The organism is Pseudonocardia sp. ZF1, from assembly GCF_056835605.1.
This window is the reverse complement of record NZ_JAJNBY010000001.1, coordinates 3,288,804-3,304,162: the sequence shown is the minus strand read 5'-3', so window position 1 is coordinate 3,304,162 and position 15,359 is coordinate 3,288,804. Positions and strand designations below refer to the sequence as shown.

Below are 15,359 nucleotides of genomic sequence, written 5' to 3'. Positions count from 1 at the left end.
CGGGCATGCGTTCGATACAGCGAACGACCCGCGGGGACGTCCGCGACGCCGTCACCATCTCGGTGGCCGTCGCCGTCGTCGGGGTCTCCTTCGGCGCGCTCGCGCCGGCCGCCGGGTTGTCCCCGGCCATGACGATGGCGATGTCGCTGCTCGTGTTCGCGGGCGGCGCCCAGCTGCTCGTCACCGGAGTGCTGGCCGCCGGGGGCGGTGTGTGGGCCGCCGTCGCCGCGGGGCTGGTGCTCAACCTGCGGCACCTGCCGTTCGGCCTGGCCCTGGCCCGTCACCTGGGCGGAGGCTGGGCGCGGCTGCCCGCGGCGCACGTCGTCACCGACGAGTCGACGGCGTTCGTGCTGGCCCGCACCGACGTCCCCGGGCGGGGATGGCGCGCGTTCCGCATCCTCGGCGTCGCGAAGTACCTCTGCTGGCAGCTCGGCACCGCGGCCGGTCTGGTGCTCGGGGCGAGCGTGCCGGACCCGGCCGCGTTCGGGCTCGACGCAGCCTTCCCGGCCGCGCTGCTGGCCATGCTCGTCCCGATGCTGCGCCGGGTCGACGCCCGTCGGGTCGGCGCAGCCGCCGCCACCCTGTCGCTGGCCTGCGCGCCGTTCCTGCCCGCGGGCCTGCCCGTGCTGGCCGGCCTGCTCGGCGTCGGCGCGGCCGGCCGGACCACGGGGGAGCAGCCGTGACCGTCGCCGCGCTGCTCGTCCTCGCCGGCGGGACCTACCTCATGCGGCTGCTGCCGCTGGTCCTGCACGACCGGGTCGCCCTGTCCCCGCGCACCGTGCGCCTGGTCGAGCTGGGAGCGGTCGGGCTGCTCGTCGCGCTCGTCGCGACCGGCACCTGGTTCGAGGGGGCCGGGTTCGCCGGCTTGGCCCGCCCGGCCGGGGTCGCCGTGGCCGCCGGTGCGCTGCTGCTGCGGGTGCCGTTCGTGCTGGTCGTCGTCCTCGCCGCGGCGACGACGGCCGGGCTGCGGCTGGCCGGGATCGGCTGAGCCGGTCGTCACCCCGGCGCGCGCCCCGCGCCGGGGCCCGCGAGGATCGACCCATGCACGTGCTCGTCCTCGGCGCCACCGGCTACGTCGGCTCCCGGCTCGTCCCGCGCCTGCTCGACGCCGGCCACGACGTCCGGGTGCTCGCCCGCACCCCGGGCAAGCTGGCCGCGCACCCGTGGGGGGAGGCGGTCGACGCGGTCCGTGGCGACGCCCGGGAACCGGCCGACGTGCGCCGGGCCTGCGAGGGTGCCGACGCCGTCGTCCACCTGGTGCACGCCATGGACGGCCCCGGCTACGCCGACCGCGACCGCACCGCCGCGCACGCGCTGGCCGACGGCGCCGCCGCGGCCGGTGTACGCCGCATCGTCTACCTGGGCGGGCTGCAGCCCGAGGCCGGCACCCGGCGGGTGTCGCAGCACCTGTCCTCGCGCCGCGAGGTCGGGGACATCCTGCTCGCCGGGCCCGTCCCGACCGCCGTGCTGCGGGCCGGGATCGTCGTCGGCACCGGCTCGGCCAGCTTCGAGATGATCCGGCACCTCACCGAGACCGCGATGGGCGGTCCGCTGGTCCTGCCGCTGCCCGACCGCGCCTGGAACCGGATCCAGCCGATCGCCGTCGACGACGTGCTGTACGACCTCGTCGGCTGCCTCGACCTGCCCGCCGGGGTGGACCGGGCGTTCGACGTCGGTGGTCCCGACGTGCACACCTACCGGTCCCTGATGAGCGAGTTCGCCGCCGAGGCAGGACTGCTGCGGCCGTTCCCGGTGCCCGTCCCGCTGTCCGCGCCGCGGCTCACCGCCCGCGCCGTCGCCGCGCTCACCCCGGTCGGCCGCGGGCTGGCCGAGCCGCTGGTCGAGTCCATGCGTCACGAGCTGGTGGCCGACCCCGACGACCTCGCGGCCCTCGACGCGCTCATCGGCACCCCGCCCGGCGGCCGGACCCCGTACCGCACGGCGGTCCGCCGCGCCCTCGACGGCGTCGGCGCGGCCGGGCCGGGGCCCTCCGACCCGCCCGGCACCGGTCCGCTGGAGTGGTCGACGACCGACACCCACGACGTCGCCGCTCCCGCCCGCGCCGTCTGGTCGGTGATCGAGACGCTCGGCGGCCCGCACGGCTGGTACACCGTCCCGGGCGTCGCGACGCTGACCGGCCACCTCGACGTCCTCGCCGGTGGGCCCGGTGTCGTCCCGCGCCGGCACGGCGACGGCCCGGCCCGCCTCGTCCCGGGAGAGCCCCTGGACCGCTGGACCGTCGAGACCGTCGAACCGGGGCGGCGGCTGGTGCTGCGCGCCGCGGACCGGCTCCCCGGCGACGCCCGGCTCGAGCTCACCGTCACCCCGACCGACCGGCTGACCAGCCGCTACACCCAGACCCTGCGGTTCACCCCACGCGGGATGGCCGGGCGGCTGGGATGGCTGGCGGCCTACCCGTCGCAGCGCTTCGTGTTCGCCGTGATGGCGCGGACCCTCGCCGGGGTCGCCGAGACCCGCTACCGGCGCGACGTCCGCGCCCTCTGACCCCTCCGGGGTGCCCCCAGGGGAACTCTCGTAGCGCTCTAAGCCACGAGAGTTCCCCTGGGGGCGACGGGGGCGGCGCCTCAGTCCCGGCTGCGGGCCTGGGCCACCTGCTCGGCGCGGTCCTCGGCCGCGAGCCGGGTCAGCTCGGCTCCGGCCTCGGGGTCGCGGGTCAGGTTCTCGCCCGACTCCGGGTCGAACACGTGGATCTTCCGCGCGTCCAGCCAGAACTCGGCGTCGCGGCCCTCCCGGATCCGGCTGGTCGAGTCGATCGACACGATCGCCTGCGTACGCAGCTGATCGGCGTCGAGCTCCCGCGACAGCTCCTTGAGCTTGGTCTCCACCTCGGCCGGGGCCTCGTAGGGGATGTAGGCGTACTGCGAGTCGCCCAGCCACTCGGTCACGTCGACCTTCGCGGTGAAGGTCGACCCGACGTGGCGCTTGGCCTCGTCGACCAGGGAGGCGTCCTCGAAGTACTCCGGCCGGATGCCGACCAGCACCAGCTCGCGTCCGGCGACCTTCTCGGCGCGCGCGGCGTCGAGCTCGATCGGGCCGAACGGCGTCTCCAGCTTGTTCCCGGCCACGGTCGCGGGCAGGAAGTTCATCGGCGGCGACCCGATGAATCCGGCGACGAACAGGTTGACCGGCTGCTCGTAGAGCTCGCGCGGCGAGGCGACCTGCTGGATGACGCCCTTGCGCAGGACACAGACCCGGTCACCGAGGGTCATCGCCTCGGTCTGGTCGTGCGTGACGTAGACGGTGGTGATACCGAGGCGGCGCTGCAGGCGGGCGATCTCGGTGCGCATCTGCCCGCGCAGCTTCGCGTCCAGGTTGGACAGCGGCTCGTCGAACAGGAACGCGTCGGCGTCACGGACGATGGCACGACCCATCGCGACCCGCTGGCGCTGACCGCCGGACAGATTCGCGGGCTTGCGCTGCAGGTGCTCACCCAGCTCCAGGACCTTCGCCGCGGTGTCGACCTTCTGCTTGATCTCGTCCTCGGGCGCCTTGGCCAGGCGCAGCGGGAACGCGATGTTCTCGAAGACCGACAGGTGCGGGTAGAGCGCGTAGTTCTGGAACACCATCGACAGGTTGCGGTCCCGCGGGGCCTTGTCGTTGACGCGGTTGCCGGCGATGACCATGTCGCCGGAGGTGATGTCCTCCAGACCGACGATCATCCGCAGCAGTGTCGACTTCCCGCAGCCGGACGGGCCGACGAGGATCATGAACTCGCCGTCGGCGATGTCCATGCTCACGTCGTTCACGGCCGGGAAGCCGTCCCCGTACTTCTTGACGATGTTCTTCATCTCGATCGACGCCATGGCCGGTCGGTTCCTCTCTCTGTGTACGGGGTGTCAGCCCTTGACGGCGCCGTTGGTCAGACCGGCGACGATGCGCCGCTGGAACAGCAGGACGAGCACGACGACGGGGATGGTCACGATCACGGCGGCGGCGGCGATCGGGCCGTTGGGCGACTCGAACTGCGAGGCCCCGGAGAACAGGCCCAGCGCGGCCGGGACCGGGCGGGACGCGCCGGTCGAGGTCAGCGAGATGCCGTAGGCGAAGTCGTTCCAGGCGATGAAGAACGCCAGGATCGCGGTGGTGAACACCCCGGGCGTCGCCAGCGGGACGATCACCTTGCGGAACGCCTGCCAGGTGGTGGCGCCGTCGACCTGCGCGGCCTGCTCCATCTCCCACGGGATCTCGCGGAAGAACGCCGACATGGTCCAGATCGACAGCGGCAGGGTCAGCGACAGGTAGGGGATGATCAGGCCGGGCCAGGTGTCGTAGAGCCCGATCTGGCGCCACAGGTTGAACAGCGGCGTCACGATCGAGATGACCGGGAAGATCGCCACCGCCAGCGCGGTCGACAGGATCAGCTTCTTGCCCCGGAAGTCGAGCCGGGCGATCGCGTAGGCGGCGAACATCGACAGCACGCACGCCAGGAACGTCGCGATGATGCAGATGCCGAAGGAGTTGCGCAGCGCGGGCAGGAACAGCCCGGCCGCGTCCCCGACGAGGATCTGGGAGTAGTTGCTCCACGACACCGAGGTCGGGAGGAACTGCTTGTTGGCGATGTCGTCGCTCGACTTCAGCGACAGCGACACGATCCAGCCCACCGGGAACAGGGCGTAGACGACGATCGCGATGCCGGCGACGATCCAGAGGACTCTCTCGCGGGTGGACATCACTTCTCCCCTCGGGCCTGGGACAGGTCGACCTTGAACCCCTTGATGAACCCGATGCAGATGATCACGACGGACAGGAACAGCAGCACCGACACCGCGGAGCCGAGTCCGATCTCGACGCGGGCGATGGTCTGGCGGTAGGCCAGGAACGACACCGTCTCGGTGCTGTTCGCCCCGGCCGTCATCACGAACACCGAGTCGAACACGCGGAACGCGTCCAGGGTCCGGAACAGCAGGGCGACCATGATCGCCGCCTTCATGTTCGGGAGGGTGACCTTCCACATCCGCTGCCACCAGGTCGCGCCGTCGACGCGGGCGGCCTCCTGCAGCACGTCGGGCACCTGGGCCAGACCCGCGAGCAGCAGCAGCGAGATGAACGGGGTGGTCTTCCAGATCTCGGCCAGGCAGATCACGAACAGCGACGAGCCGGTCGAGCCGAACCAGTCGGTGTCGGCCGAGATCCCGGGCAGCCAGCCGAACCAGGAGTTCACGAAGCCCGAGTCGAGGGAGAACGCGTACTGCCAGGCGAACGCCGACACGACCGTGATGACCGCGTAGGGGATCAGGATCGCAGCGCGCAGCACCGGCCGGATCGCCTTGAGCGCGTTCATCATGACCAGCGCGAGCAGGAAGCCCAGGACCAGCTCGACCGCGACGGTGACCACGGTGATGAACACCGTGACGCCGAAGGAGGTCCACCAGATCGAGTCGGTGAGGATGACCGCGTAGTTCTTCAGGCCGACGAAGGAGATGTTGTCCGGGTCGGTCAGCCGGTAGTCGAACAGCGAGTAGTAGACGGCCTGGATGATCGGGTAGGCCGTCACCAGCAGCATCACCGCGAACGCCGGGCCCGCGAGGTACCAGCCGAGCTTCTGCTCGGCCCGGCTGCGGTCACTGGCACCGCGCGGGGCCGGGGAGGCCCCGGTCCCGGTCCCGGGCCGCTCGGTCGTCGTGGTCACAGCAGCTCCTCCTTGGCGAGGACCGCCTTGATCAGCGCGGCGGTCGCGGGGCCGACGGTCGGCGGGTCGATGCCCGCGGTCGGGTGGTAGGTGCGCTGGATGGACTCGGAGACCTCGCTGTAGTACGCCGTCTGCGGGCGCGGCTTGGCCTGCTGCAGCGACTGCGCGATGACCGGGGCCATCGGGAACTTCTGCACCACGTCCGGGTCGGTGAACACCGAGATCCGGGCGGCCGGGTTGCCGTTGGTGAGGAAGTACTGCTTCTGGTTCTCGGTCGAGGTGATGCACTCGGTGGCCTGGTAGGCCAGGTCGGTGTGCCTGCTGAAGGCGCCGACGCCGAGGTTGATGCCGCCGTAGGGCGGGGCCGAGGGCCTGCCGGCCTCGGTCTGCGGGTAGAGCGCCCAGCCGAAGTCGTCCGGCGTGGACTGGGGGACGGTCCCCTCCTCGACGGCGCTGTTGACCTTGCCCCAGACGAACGGCCAGTTCACCTGGAACATCGCGTCACCGGACTGGAAGGCGTTGGAGTTCTCGTCCTCGGAGTTGGTCGAGAAGCCGGGACCACCGACGGCCGAGACCGCCTTCATGATCTCGGCGGCCTTCGTCGCGGCGGGGGAGTCCAGGCCGAGCTGGACGCCCTCCGGGTTCTGCGGCGAGGCGTTGGTGACGATCTGCCCGCCGCCGCCCTCGACCAGCGCGTTCAGCCAGACGGTCAGCGACTCCGCGCGGATGCCCTGCGCGGCGATGATCGAGTTCTTGGCCTGCGCGGTCTGCACGACCTGGTCCCAGGTGACCGGCTTCGACAGGTCCAGCCCGGTGCCGGCGACCTGCGACTTGCGGTACCAGAGCAGCTGGGTGTTGGCCCAGAACGGCACCGTGACGAGCTCACCGTTCCAGCTCGCGCCCTCCTTCGCGGAGTTCACGATCCCGGCGGTGGTCCGCTGCGCGACCTCCTCGGGCACCGGGGCCAGGAACTTCGCCTCGGCGAACTCGGGGATGTAGGGCGGGTCGATGGACATGATGTCGATCGAGCTGTCGTTGGCCGCGAGCCGGCGGATCAACTGCTGACGCTGTTCCGCGGACTGGCGCGGCAGCACCGACACCGCGATCTGGTACTGCCCGTTCGACGCCGCCGAGCAGCGCTGGGCGATCTCCGCCTGCCCCCCGTCGTCGGGGTTGATGTACCAGTTGAGGACCGGCGGGCCCGCGGGTGCGCCTCCGCAGCCCGCCAGCAGGGCGAGGGCGACGGTGGCCGCACCGGCGGCCAGCGTCCTCCTCCACCGTGTGCGACGCATGGTCAACTCCGAACTCCCGTGTCCGATACCGCTGCTTGGGTCCCGTCGCTCGTCGGCGACGTTGGAAGCGTTTCCAACCGAGACTGTGGGCCTTTCACCCAGGAGTGTCAAGACTCACATCGGTCAGGCTGGTAGCCGACGATCCTTACTGATCGACAGGCGATGGTCCAGCGCAGTCGGATAACATCCGCTCTTGCAATCGCTTCCAGCTTTGGGCATACATGTGTCGTGCCCGAACCGGTCAACCTGGCCGACGTGGCCCGGCTGGCCAAGGTCTCACCGGCCACCGCGTCACGCGCGCTCAGCGATCACCCCCACGTCGCCGAGGCCACCCGCGCCCGCGTGTGGGAGGCCGCGCGCGCCCTGGAGTACGTCGTGAGCCCGGACGCCTCCGGGCTCGCGCGGGGCACGACGGGGCGGATCGCCGTCGTCGTCCCGCACCTGTCGCGGTGGTGGTTCGGGGCGGCGCTGGAGGGGCTGTCCGAGGTGGTGCGCGAGGCCGGGCGCGACGTGCTGCTCTACCACCTGGGCGACGCCGCGGCCCGGCGCGCGTTCTTCGCCGAGCTGCCCGCCCGCCGGCGTGCCGACGCCGTCGTGCTGCTGGGGTTCGGGGTCGACGACGCCGAGCGCGCCCGGCTGGAGCGGATCGGCGTCGGCATCGTGTCGGCGGGGACCCGGATCGGCAATCACCCCTCGGTGTCGATCGACGAGTGCGTCGCCGGTCGCCAGGCCGTCGACCACCTGCTCCACCTCGGACACCGGAGGATCGGGATGATCGTCACCACCGACCCGGAGCTCGACCCGGGCCAGCCCGAGGGGCGTGCCGCCGCCTACCGGGCGGCGCTCTCCGACGCCGGCGTGGAACACGACGCCGCCCTGACGGTGAGCGTGCCCTGGAGCCCGGAGGGCGGGGCGCGGGCGATGGGGGAGCTGCTCGGGCTGTCCGACCCGCCGACGGCGGTCTACGCCCACACCGACGAGGTCGCCCTCGGCGCCGTCGGCACGCTGCGCCGGGCCGGGCTCGCGGTGCCCGGCGACGTGTCGGTCATCGGTATCGACGACCACCCGCTGGCCGCGCTGACCGATCTGTCCACCGTGGCCCAGCCGGCGGCCGAGCAGGGTGCCGTGGCGGCCCGGATGGCGCTGGCGACGCTGGCCGGCGAGCCGGTCGAACCGCTCGCCACCCTGCCGACCCGGCTGGTCATCCGCGGCTCCACCGCCCCACCGGCCCGCGGCGTGCGGGGGGTGTCCTGAATGGACGCTCCGCCGGAGCTGGTGCTGCGGGCCCCCGGCCCCGAGCTGATCGCGCTGCCCTGGAACGAGCCGCTGGAACGGTGGGACGAGATGCGGGTCCCGCTGCGCGACATGGAGGTCGGCCCCAGCCGGCACCTCGTCCGTTTCGTCGAGGCCGACGGTGCACTGTGGGCGCTCAAGGACATGCCGGAGCGGATCGCCCGTCGCGAGTACGACGTGCTGCGGCGCCTCGAGCACCAGTGCCTGCCCGCGGTCCGCCCGGCCGGGCTGGTGAACCAGCCGGCGCACGAGACCGCGATCCTGGTGACCCGCTACCTCGCCGGGTCCTGGCAGTACCGCAGGCTGTTCCTGCGGCTGCCCCCGAACCGGCCGCGGCACCGCGCCCGGCTGTTCGACGCGATGATCTCGCTGCTGGTCGAGCTGCACCGGCACGGCGTGTTCTGGGGGGACTGCTCGCTCAACAACACCCTGTTCACCCGCGACGGGCAGACCCTGCAGGCCTTCCTCGTCGACGCCGAGACCAGCGAGGTGCACCCGGACGGCCTGTCCGACGGTCAGCGCGAGCACGACGTGACGATCCTGGTCGAGAACGTCGCCGCCGGGATGATCGACCTCGCGACCTCGCTGGAGCGCCCGCCGGAGATGATCCCGCAGCTCATCGACGAGGCGACCGCCCTGCCCGAGCGCTACCGGGAGCTGTGGGAGGCGCTGCACACCTCGCCGGTCTTCGCCTTCGGCGACCGCTACCGCGTCGAGGGCGCCATCCGGGAGCTCAACGACCTGGGCTTCGCCGTCGACGAGGTGTCCCTGCTCCCGATCGGCGACGGCCGGTCGCGGCTGCACATCGCCGTCGGCGACCGCAACTACCACTCCGAGACGCTGCGCAGGCTGACCGGTGTCGGCGTGGGGGAGGGCCAGGCCCGGATCCTGCTGGGCGACCTCAACGCCCACCGCGACTGGATGCAGCGGCGCACCGGTCACCCGGTGTCGGAGCGCGCGGCCGCCCGCAGCTGGATCGACCACTGCCTCGAGCCCGGATCGGCCCGCGCGCACACCGCGCTCGGCGGTGCCGGCGATCCGGTGCAGGCGTACTGCGACCTGCTGGAGGTGCGCTGGCTGTTGTCCGAACGGGCCGGCGCCGACGTCGGCAACGAGACCGCGCTGGCCGCCCTCGGGGGGCACGCCCCGACCGACTCGGCGGCCAAGATGGCCGTCGCCGACGCCCCCACCGGGCCGCTGCCGCGGATCCCCGCGGACGACGCCGACGAGCGGTGACGCGCGTCATCACATCGTTGACGCCACGGTAACCACACTCCCGGCGGTACTGTTCCGGGCCGTGTCCATTCCCGGTCCCGGTTACGCCATCACCGCACGCGTCGACGCCCCCGCCCACCCCACCTCGGCCGGTGACCTCACCGCCGCCGTCGGCCAGGTCGGTGGCGTCGTGACCGCCTTCGACGTCGTCGAGGCGCGCACCGAGAGTCTCGTCGTCGACATCTCGGTCAACGCCCGCAACACCGAGCACGTCGAGGAGATCAAGACGGCCATCGAGCAGCTCGAGGGCTTCTCGGTCCGCAAGGTCTCGGACCGGACCTTCCTGCTCCACCTCGGCGGCAAGATCGAGGTGCGGTCCAAGGTGAACCTCCGCACCCGTGACGACCTGTCGCGCGCCTACACCCCGGGCGTCGCGCGGGTGTCGATGGCGATCGCGGAGAACCCGTCCGACGCCCGGCGCCTGACGATCAAGCGCAACACCGTCGCCGTCGTCACCGACGGGTCCGCGGTGCTCGGCCTGGGCAACATCGGCGCCGCCGCGGCGATGCCGGTCATGGAGGGCAAGGCGGCGCTGTTCAAGCAGTTCGCCAACGTGGACGCCTGGCCGGTCTGCCTCGACACCCAGGACACCGAGGAGATCATCCGCACCGTCCAGCTGATCGCCCCCGGCTACGGCGGCATCAACCTGGAGGACATCGCCGCGCCGCGCTGCTTCGAGATCGAGCGCCGGCTGCGCGAGCTGCTCGACATCCCGGTCTTCCACGACGACCAGCACGGCACCGCCGTCGTCGTCCTCGGCGCCCTGCGCAACGCGCTGCGCGTGGTCGGCAAGAAGTTCTCCGACATCCGCGTCGTCGTCTGCGGGGTCGGCGCGGCCGGCTCGGCGATCATCCGGCTGCTCGGCTCGGAGCAGACCGCCGACGTGGTCGCGGTCGACGTGGACGGCATCGTCCACACCGGACGCGAGGGGATGGACGACAACCTCGTCTCGATCGCCGCGCAGACCAACAAGGACGGCAAGCAGGGCACCCTGGCCGACGCGCTCGTCGGGGCCGACGTCTTCATCGGGGTCAGCGCGCCGAACCTGTTCGGCGAGGACGAGCTGCGGACCATGAACGACGACTCGATCGTGTTCGCACTGGCCAACCCGGACCCAGAGGTCGACCCGACGCTGGCGATGAAGCACGCCGCCGTCGTCGCGACCGGCCGGTCGGACTACCCGAACCAGATCAACAACGTGCTCGCGTTCCCCGGTGTGTTCCGCGGGCTGCTCGACGCCCAGGCGCACGACATCACCGACGAGATGATGCTCGCCGCGGCCGAGGCGATCGCCGACGTCGTCGCCGAGCCGAACCCGTCGTTCATCGTGCCGAGCGTGTTCGACCAGAGCGTGGCCCCGGCCGTCGCCGAGGCGCTGCGCGGTGCCGCCGCGAAGCAGGCGAAGCGCGGCGAGGTCGAGGCGGGCTGACCGGCTCACCGGGGGACGACCACCCCGGGCGGCGCGGGCACGGGGACGTGCTCGGCGGGGGAGGCCGCCGCGGCGACGAGTACGGCCAGCGCCGCCGTCGTCCCGAGCGCGAACCGGCGGGGTCGCGGCACGCGCACCGGGCGCGCCGGGGCGTCCGGCACGGGCACGGCCGTCACGAACGCGGCCGCGGCGTCGTCGAGGCCCCGGCCCTCGGCGGCGGCGGCACGGACCGCGCCGGCCGTTGCGACCGGGAGCGGCAGCTCGACGGTGGTCGCGACCGGGATCGGCAGCCGGTGCACCCCGATCCGGTAGGTCCGCGCCAGCCCGCTGCGCTCCGGGTCGCCCAGCGCGGGCCCGCAGAACAGCACCAGCGGTGCCCCGGCGCCGGCCCGCCAGCCGTGCTCGCCCTCGACGACGAGACCCCACAGCGCGACGCAGCCCAGCACGGTGCCGGGACCGAACCCGACGCCGCCGACCCGGGCCGGGTCGCGGACCGCGTGCACACCGCAGGTGCAGGCCGGGTCCGGTGCCTCGTGTCCGCGCAGCTCGCAGTGCGCGGCGAGGGCGCCGCCGGGCGGCCACTCGGTGGCCACGTGCACCGGGGACCGCAGCCGCGGCGCGGTGGGCGGGCCCGCGACACGCCAGCACCGCCAGCCGACGACGACGCCCGCGACGTCCGGTGCGGTGCCGTCCGACGGTGTCAGCGCGGGGCACACACCGGTTCACCGGCCCGGTCGGGGACCCGCCGTGGCATGCCGTCCGGGACCGGCGCGGCCGGTGTCGCCACCCCATCGGTCGGCGGGTGCGCCGGCGCCCGGTCCGGGTCGCCCGGCGCAGCCAGGGGTTCGGCCCGGAAGACCCGCACCGTCGCTCCGATGTCCATGACGCCCCACCCCCGTGTGCCCGGGCGGGGCCGTGCCCGGCACCGCGCGAAGGCCCAGGATCCGTCCTGCACCCCGGGGCGCGGCACCGCCGTACGGTGCCGCGGCTCACCCCCGGACGGGCGGTTACCGCAGGTCGCACGGGTCTAGGCTGGCGTGCATGGCGGTGAGGATCGGTGTGCTGGCCCTGCAGGGCAACGTCCGCGAGCACGTGGCGGCGCTGACCGCGGCGGGCGCCGAGGCCGTGCCGGTCCGCCGTGCGTCCGAGCTGGCCGCGGTGGACGGCATCGTCCTGCCCGGCGGCGAGTCGACGACCATGTCCAAGCTGCTCGACACCTTCGAGCTGCTGGAGCCGCTGCGGGCCCGGCTCCGCGACGGGCTGCCCGCCTACGGATCGTGCGCAGGCATGATCCTGCTGGCCGAGGAGATCCTCGACGGCCGCCCCGACCAGCACCAGCTCGGCGGGCTCGACGTCGTCGTGCGGCGCAACGCCTTCGGCCGCCAGGTCGACTCGTTCGAGACCGATCTGGACTTCACCGGGCTCATCGGTGGTCCGGTGCACGCGGTCTTCATCCGCGCCCCGTGGGTGGAGAAGACCGGCGGCGACGTCGAGGTGCTCGCCTCCGTCCCGGACGTCACGAGCGCCGGTGCCGACGCCGGTGAGGCGGCCGGGCGCGCGGTCGCGATCCGGCAGGGCCCAGTGCTCGCCACGTCGTTCCACCCCGAGCTGACCGGGGACCGGCGGGTGCACGCGCTGTTCGTCGACATGGTGCGCGCCGCAGGCTGACCCCCCACGGGGGTGGGGGATACCCCAGGTCCACCGGGGGGAGCGCCGTGTGGGCCGGCCGGCCCGGCGCGGGGACCCTGGAGAGCATGACCACCACCGTCGTGCCCAGCGGGTCGCGCCCCGTCCTGCCCTCCGCGGTGGGCCTCAGCGTCGCGCTGTGGCTCGGCGCCATCCTGGCCGGGCTCGCCGAGTCCCTGGTCCGGCTGGCCGCACCGGTGCCGCCCGCGACCGGGGAGCTGGCCGTCCGCGCCGGCATCTACCTGGTCCTGGGCGTGGTCGTGCTGCAGCTGCGCTCCGGGCACGGCGTGTACCGGTGGACCGTCCTCGGCGTGCTCGGTGTGCTCGGGACGGCCTCACTGGTCGTCGAACCGGTGCGTGCCCTCGCCGACGGGGGCTCGGTCGGGCTGTTCCTGGTGTCCGCGACCGCGCCCGAGCTCGTCGCGGCGGCGCTGCGCGGGCTGCACGTGGCCGAGGTGATCGCCGCCGTCGTGCTGCTCTTCCACCCCGCCGCCCGGGCCTTCTACCGGACGACCTCACCCTCGACGACGGTCGTCGCCGCGCCGGCGGGGATCCGGTAGCGGATCAGCCGGGAGCTGTTCGCGACGACCGCGACGCTGGAGGCGTTGTGCAGGATCGCCGCGACCACCGGTGACATCGCCCCGCCGGCGGAGACCAGCAGCCCGGCCGCGTTCACCGCGATCGACATGCCGTAGTTCTGCCGGATCAGGGTGATCGAGCGCCGCCCCAGGTCACGCAGGTCGAGCAGCGCGTGGAGGTCGTCGGCGGCGAGGGCGACGTCCGCGGTCTCGACCGCCACGTCGGTCCCGGCCACGCCCATCGCGATCCCGATGTCGGCCAGCGCCAGCGCGGGGGCGTCGTTCGTGCCGTCGCCGATCATCGCGACGGTGTGGCCCTGCGCCTGCAGCGCCCGGACCACGTCCTGCTTCTGCTCGGGCATGACCTCGGCGCGGTACTCGGTGATGCCGAGCTCCTCGGCGACGGCCTTCGCGGTCTGCGGGTGGTCGCCGGTGAGCATGACGATCCGGGTGACGCCGTCGGCGCGCAGCCGCTCCAGCACGTCGCGGGCCTCGGTCCGCACGGTGTCGCGCAGCGAGACCAGGCCGACCAGCGCGCCGTCGACGGCGAGCAGCAGGGGGGTCTCCGAGGCCTTCTGCAGTCGCCGCACCCAGTCCGCCGCCTTGCGCGGGACCGTGACGCCCTGGGCGCGGAGCAGGTCGCGTGAGCCGATCAGCAGTACCCGGCCGTCGGCCTGGACCCGCATGCCCTGGCCGAGCAGGACCTCGCACTCCTCGTGCGGCGGGATCTCGATCCGCCGCTCCTCGGTGGAGCGGATGACCGCCTGTGCCAGCGGGTGCCGGGAGTGGATCTCCGACGACGCGGCGTAGGCCAGGACCTGCTCGGGCGCCCAGTCGTCGTGGAAGGAGATGACGTTGGTGACGACCGGGCGGCCCTGGGTGAGCGTGCCGGTCTTGTCGAACACCACCGCGTCGACCCGGCCGGCCGCCTCGAGGTGCGCGCCGCCCTTGATGAGGATGCCGCGCCGCGCGCCGTTGCCGATCGCCGCGGAGATCGCCGTCGGGGTGGACAGGCCGACCGCGCACGGGCAGGCGATGAGCAGCATCGTCATCGCGCGCCGCACGTCGCGGGTGACGACCAGGGTCAGCGCCGAGAGCAGGAACGAGGCCGGCACGAACCGGCGGGAGAAGTTCTCGCCGACGGTCTGGATCGGGGCGCGGTCGCCCTGGGCCTGCTCGACCCGGTCGATGATCCGCCCGATCGCGGTGTCCTGCCCGACGGCGGTGGCGCGCACGACGATCCGGCCGCGCAGCAGCACCGACCCGGCGTGCAGGACGGCCCCGGGGGCGACCGAGACGGGCAGCTGCTCGCCGGTGATCGCGGCCTGGTCGACCACGCCCTCGCCGGCGACGACCTCGCCGTCGACCGGGAGCACGATCCGCTCGTGCACCACGACCTCGTCGCCCACCGACAGGTCGGCGATGTCGATCTCGATCTCGGTGCCGTCGGCCAGCCGGGTCCAGGTGCGGGTGGTGGCGCCGGTCAGGAGCTCGGAGATCGCGCGCCGGGAGCGGCGCAGCGTGAGGTCCTGCAGGTACTCGCCGATGTTGAGCAGCCACAGCACGGTCAGCGCGACGACGTTCTCGCGCAGCACGAGGCTGGCGACGGTCGCCGCGGACACCAGCGCGTCGGTACCCGCGCCCTTCCCGCCGGCCAGCGAGCGGAGCGCGCCGCGCAGGAACGGGTAGCCGGTGAAGATCGTGACGCCGGTGGCGACGGTGCGGCTGGCCGGCCCGAGCAGCGGCGGGCGGCGCAGCGCGTAACGGCGGAAGCCGAGCGCGGCGAGCGCGACCCCGCCGACGACCAGCCGGGCCAGCTCCCCGTTGTGCTGGTCGGCCGAGCGAGGGGTGCGGGCCGCGGTGGCCTCCGGCTCGGCGCCGAGGCCCTTGCCGATGGCCTCGACGAGTTCGACCCGGTCGCAGCCCGGGCGGTACCAGACGACGACGTTGCCGGTGCGCGGGTAGGCGTGCACCTGCCGCACCCCGCCGACGTGGTCCAGCTCGTCCTCGACGGCCACGGCCAGCGCGGTCCGCCCGCGCAGGGCCGGGACGGCGAAGCGGATGCGGCCCGCGGCGTCGCTGAGGACGGTGGCGTCCGGGCCGGCGGTGTCGGTGCTCACGGTCTCGCTCGTCTCGCTCGTCGTGCCCGGAGGACC

At 73.3% G+C, this 15,359-nt stretch carries 14 protein-coding genes; 8 read left to right on the top strand and 6 right to left on the bottom strand.

Annotated features, from left to right (window positions below; genetic code table 11):
• Positions 1-5 precede the first annotated feature (5 nt).
• The 3 genes from ZF1_RS16005 to ZF1_RS15995 are packed head-to-tail and all read left to right on the top strand — an operon-like array spanning position 6 to position 2,505.
• The gene (locus tag ZF1_RS16005; protein WP_346107225.1) at positions 6-683 is read left to right on the top strand and encodes an AzlC family ABC transporter permease; all 678 of its coding nucleotides are present in this window, start codon (positions 6-8) and stop codon (positions 681-683) included.
• Entirely contained in the window at positions 680-988 is a 309-nt protein-coding gene (locus tag ZF1_RS16000; protein WP_482637648.1) for an AzlD domain-containing protein, read from the top strand. Before ZF1_RS16005 ends, ZF1_RS16000 begins: the two co-directional genes overlap by 4 nt.
• 53 nt (positions 989-1,041) lie before the next feature.
• Positions 1,042-2,505, top strand: coding sequence for a DUF2867 domain-containing protein (locus ZF1_RS15995; RefSeq protein ID WP_251782335.1), 1,464 nt, complete (start codon positions 1,042-1,044; stop codon positions 2,503-2,505).
• An 80-nt stretch (positions 2,506-2,585) separates the two neighbouring features.
• On the opposite strand, the gene ZF1_RS15990 is transcribed toward ZF1_RS15995, so the two are convergent.
• From ZF1_RS15990 to ZF1_RS15975, 4 genes are read right to left on the bottom strand one after another with little or no spacing between them, the layout of a single operon-like run.
• The gene (locus ZF1_RS15990; protein WP_482637647.1) at positions 2,586-3,824 is read right to left on the bottom strand and encodes an ABC transporter ATP-binding protein; all 1,239 of its coding nucleotides are present in this window, start codon (positions 3,822-3,824) and stop codon (positions 2,586-2,588) included.
• Between the two features lie 33 nt (positions 3,825-3,857).
• On the bottom strand, positions 3,858-4,691 hold the full coding sequence (locus ZF1_RS15985) for a carbohydrate ABC transporter permease (RefSeq protein WP_224402290.1): 834 nt from the start codon (positions 4,689-4,691) through the stop codon (positions 3,858-3,860).
• A complete protein-coding gene (locus ZF1_RS15980; protein ID WP_062395722.1) occupies positions 4,691-5,650 on the bottom strand; it encodes a carbohydrate ABC transporter permease in 960 nt (319 codons plus the stop codon). Before ZF1_RS15980 ends, ZF1_RS15985 begins: the two co-directional genes overlap by 1 nt.
• The gene (locus ZF1_RS15975) at positions 5,647-6,942 is read right to left on the bottom strand and encodes an extracellular solute-binding protein (RefSeq protein WP_482637646.1); all 1,296 of its coding nucleotides are present in this window, start codon (positions 6,940-6,942) and stop codon (positions 5,647-5,649) included. Before ZF1_RS15975 ends, ZF1_RS15980 begins: the two co-directional genes overlap by 4 nt.
• 228 nt (positions 6,943-7,170) lie before the next feature.
• Between ZF1_RS15975 and ZF1_RS15970 the strand changes: the two genes are divergently transcribed.
• From ZF1_RS15970 to ZF1_RS15960, 3 genes are all read left to right on the top strand, one after another.
• Positions 7,171-8,196 (top strand): LacI family DNA-binding transcriptional regulator, encoded by a 1,026-nt coding sequence (locus ZF1_RS15970; protein ID WP_482637645.1) that lies wholly within the window; start codon positions 7,171-7,173, stop codon positions 8,194-8,196.
• The gene (locus ZF1_RS15965; protein WP_405416776.1) at positions 8,197-9,471 is read left to right on the top strand and encodes a DUF4032 domain-containing protein; all 1,275 of its coding nucleotides are present in this window, start codon (positions 8,197-8,199) and stop codon (positions 9,469-9,471) included. It begins immediately after the preceding gene.
• Between the two features lie 61 nt (positions 9,472-9,532).
• The gene (locus ZF1_RS15960; protein WP_482637644.1) at positions 9,533-10,939 is read left to right on the top strand and encodes an NAD-dependent malic enzyme; all 1,407 of its coding nucleotides are present in this window, start codon (positions 9,533-9,535) and stop codon (positions 10,937-10,939) included.
• A 5-nt stretch (positions 10,940-10,944) separates the two neighbouring features.
• Here the strand turns inward: ZF1_RS15960 and ZF1_RS15955 are convergent, their stop codons facing one another.
• Entirely contained in the window at positions 10,945-11,655 is a 711-nt protein-coding gene (locus ZF1_RS15955; protein ID WP_476651648.1) for a hypothetical protein, read from the bottom strand.
• Positions 11,656-11,980: 325 nt separating this feature from the next.
• Between ZF1_RS15955 and pdxT the strand changes: the two genes are divergently transcribed.
• Together pdxT and ZF1_RS15945 are read left to right on the top strand one after the other, a co-directional pair.
• The gene (gene pdxT, locus ZF1_RS15950; RefSeq protein ID WP_073574646.1) at positions 11,981-12,607 is read left to right on the top strand and encodes a pyridoxal 5'-phosphate synthase glutaminase subunit PdxT; all 627 of its coding nucleotides are present in this window, start codon (positions 11,981-11,983) and stop codon (positions 12,605-12,607) included.
• A gap of 86 nt (positions 12,608-12,693) precedes the next feature.
• Positions 12,694-13,185 carry a hypothetical protein gene (locus tag ZF1_RS15945; protein WP_482637643.1) on the top strand — a complete coding sequence of 164 codons (492 nt, stop codon included), beginning with the start codon at positions 12,694-12,696 and terminating at the stop codon, positions 13,183-13,185.
• Here ZF1_RS15945 and ZF1_RS15940 read toward each other — a convergent pair.
• On the bottom strand, positions 13,128-15,323 hold the full coding sequence (locus ZF1_RS15940) for a heavy metal translocating P-type ATPase (protein ID WP_346107205.1): 2,196 nt from the start codon (positions 15,321-15,323) through the stop codon (positions 13,128-13,130). The genes ZF1_RS15945 and ZF1_RS15940 overlap by 58 nt on opposite strands.
• Positions 15,324-15,359: the final 36 nt, after the last annotated feature.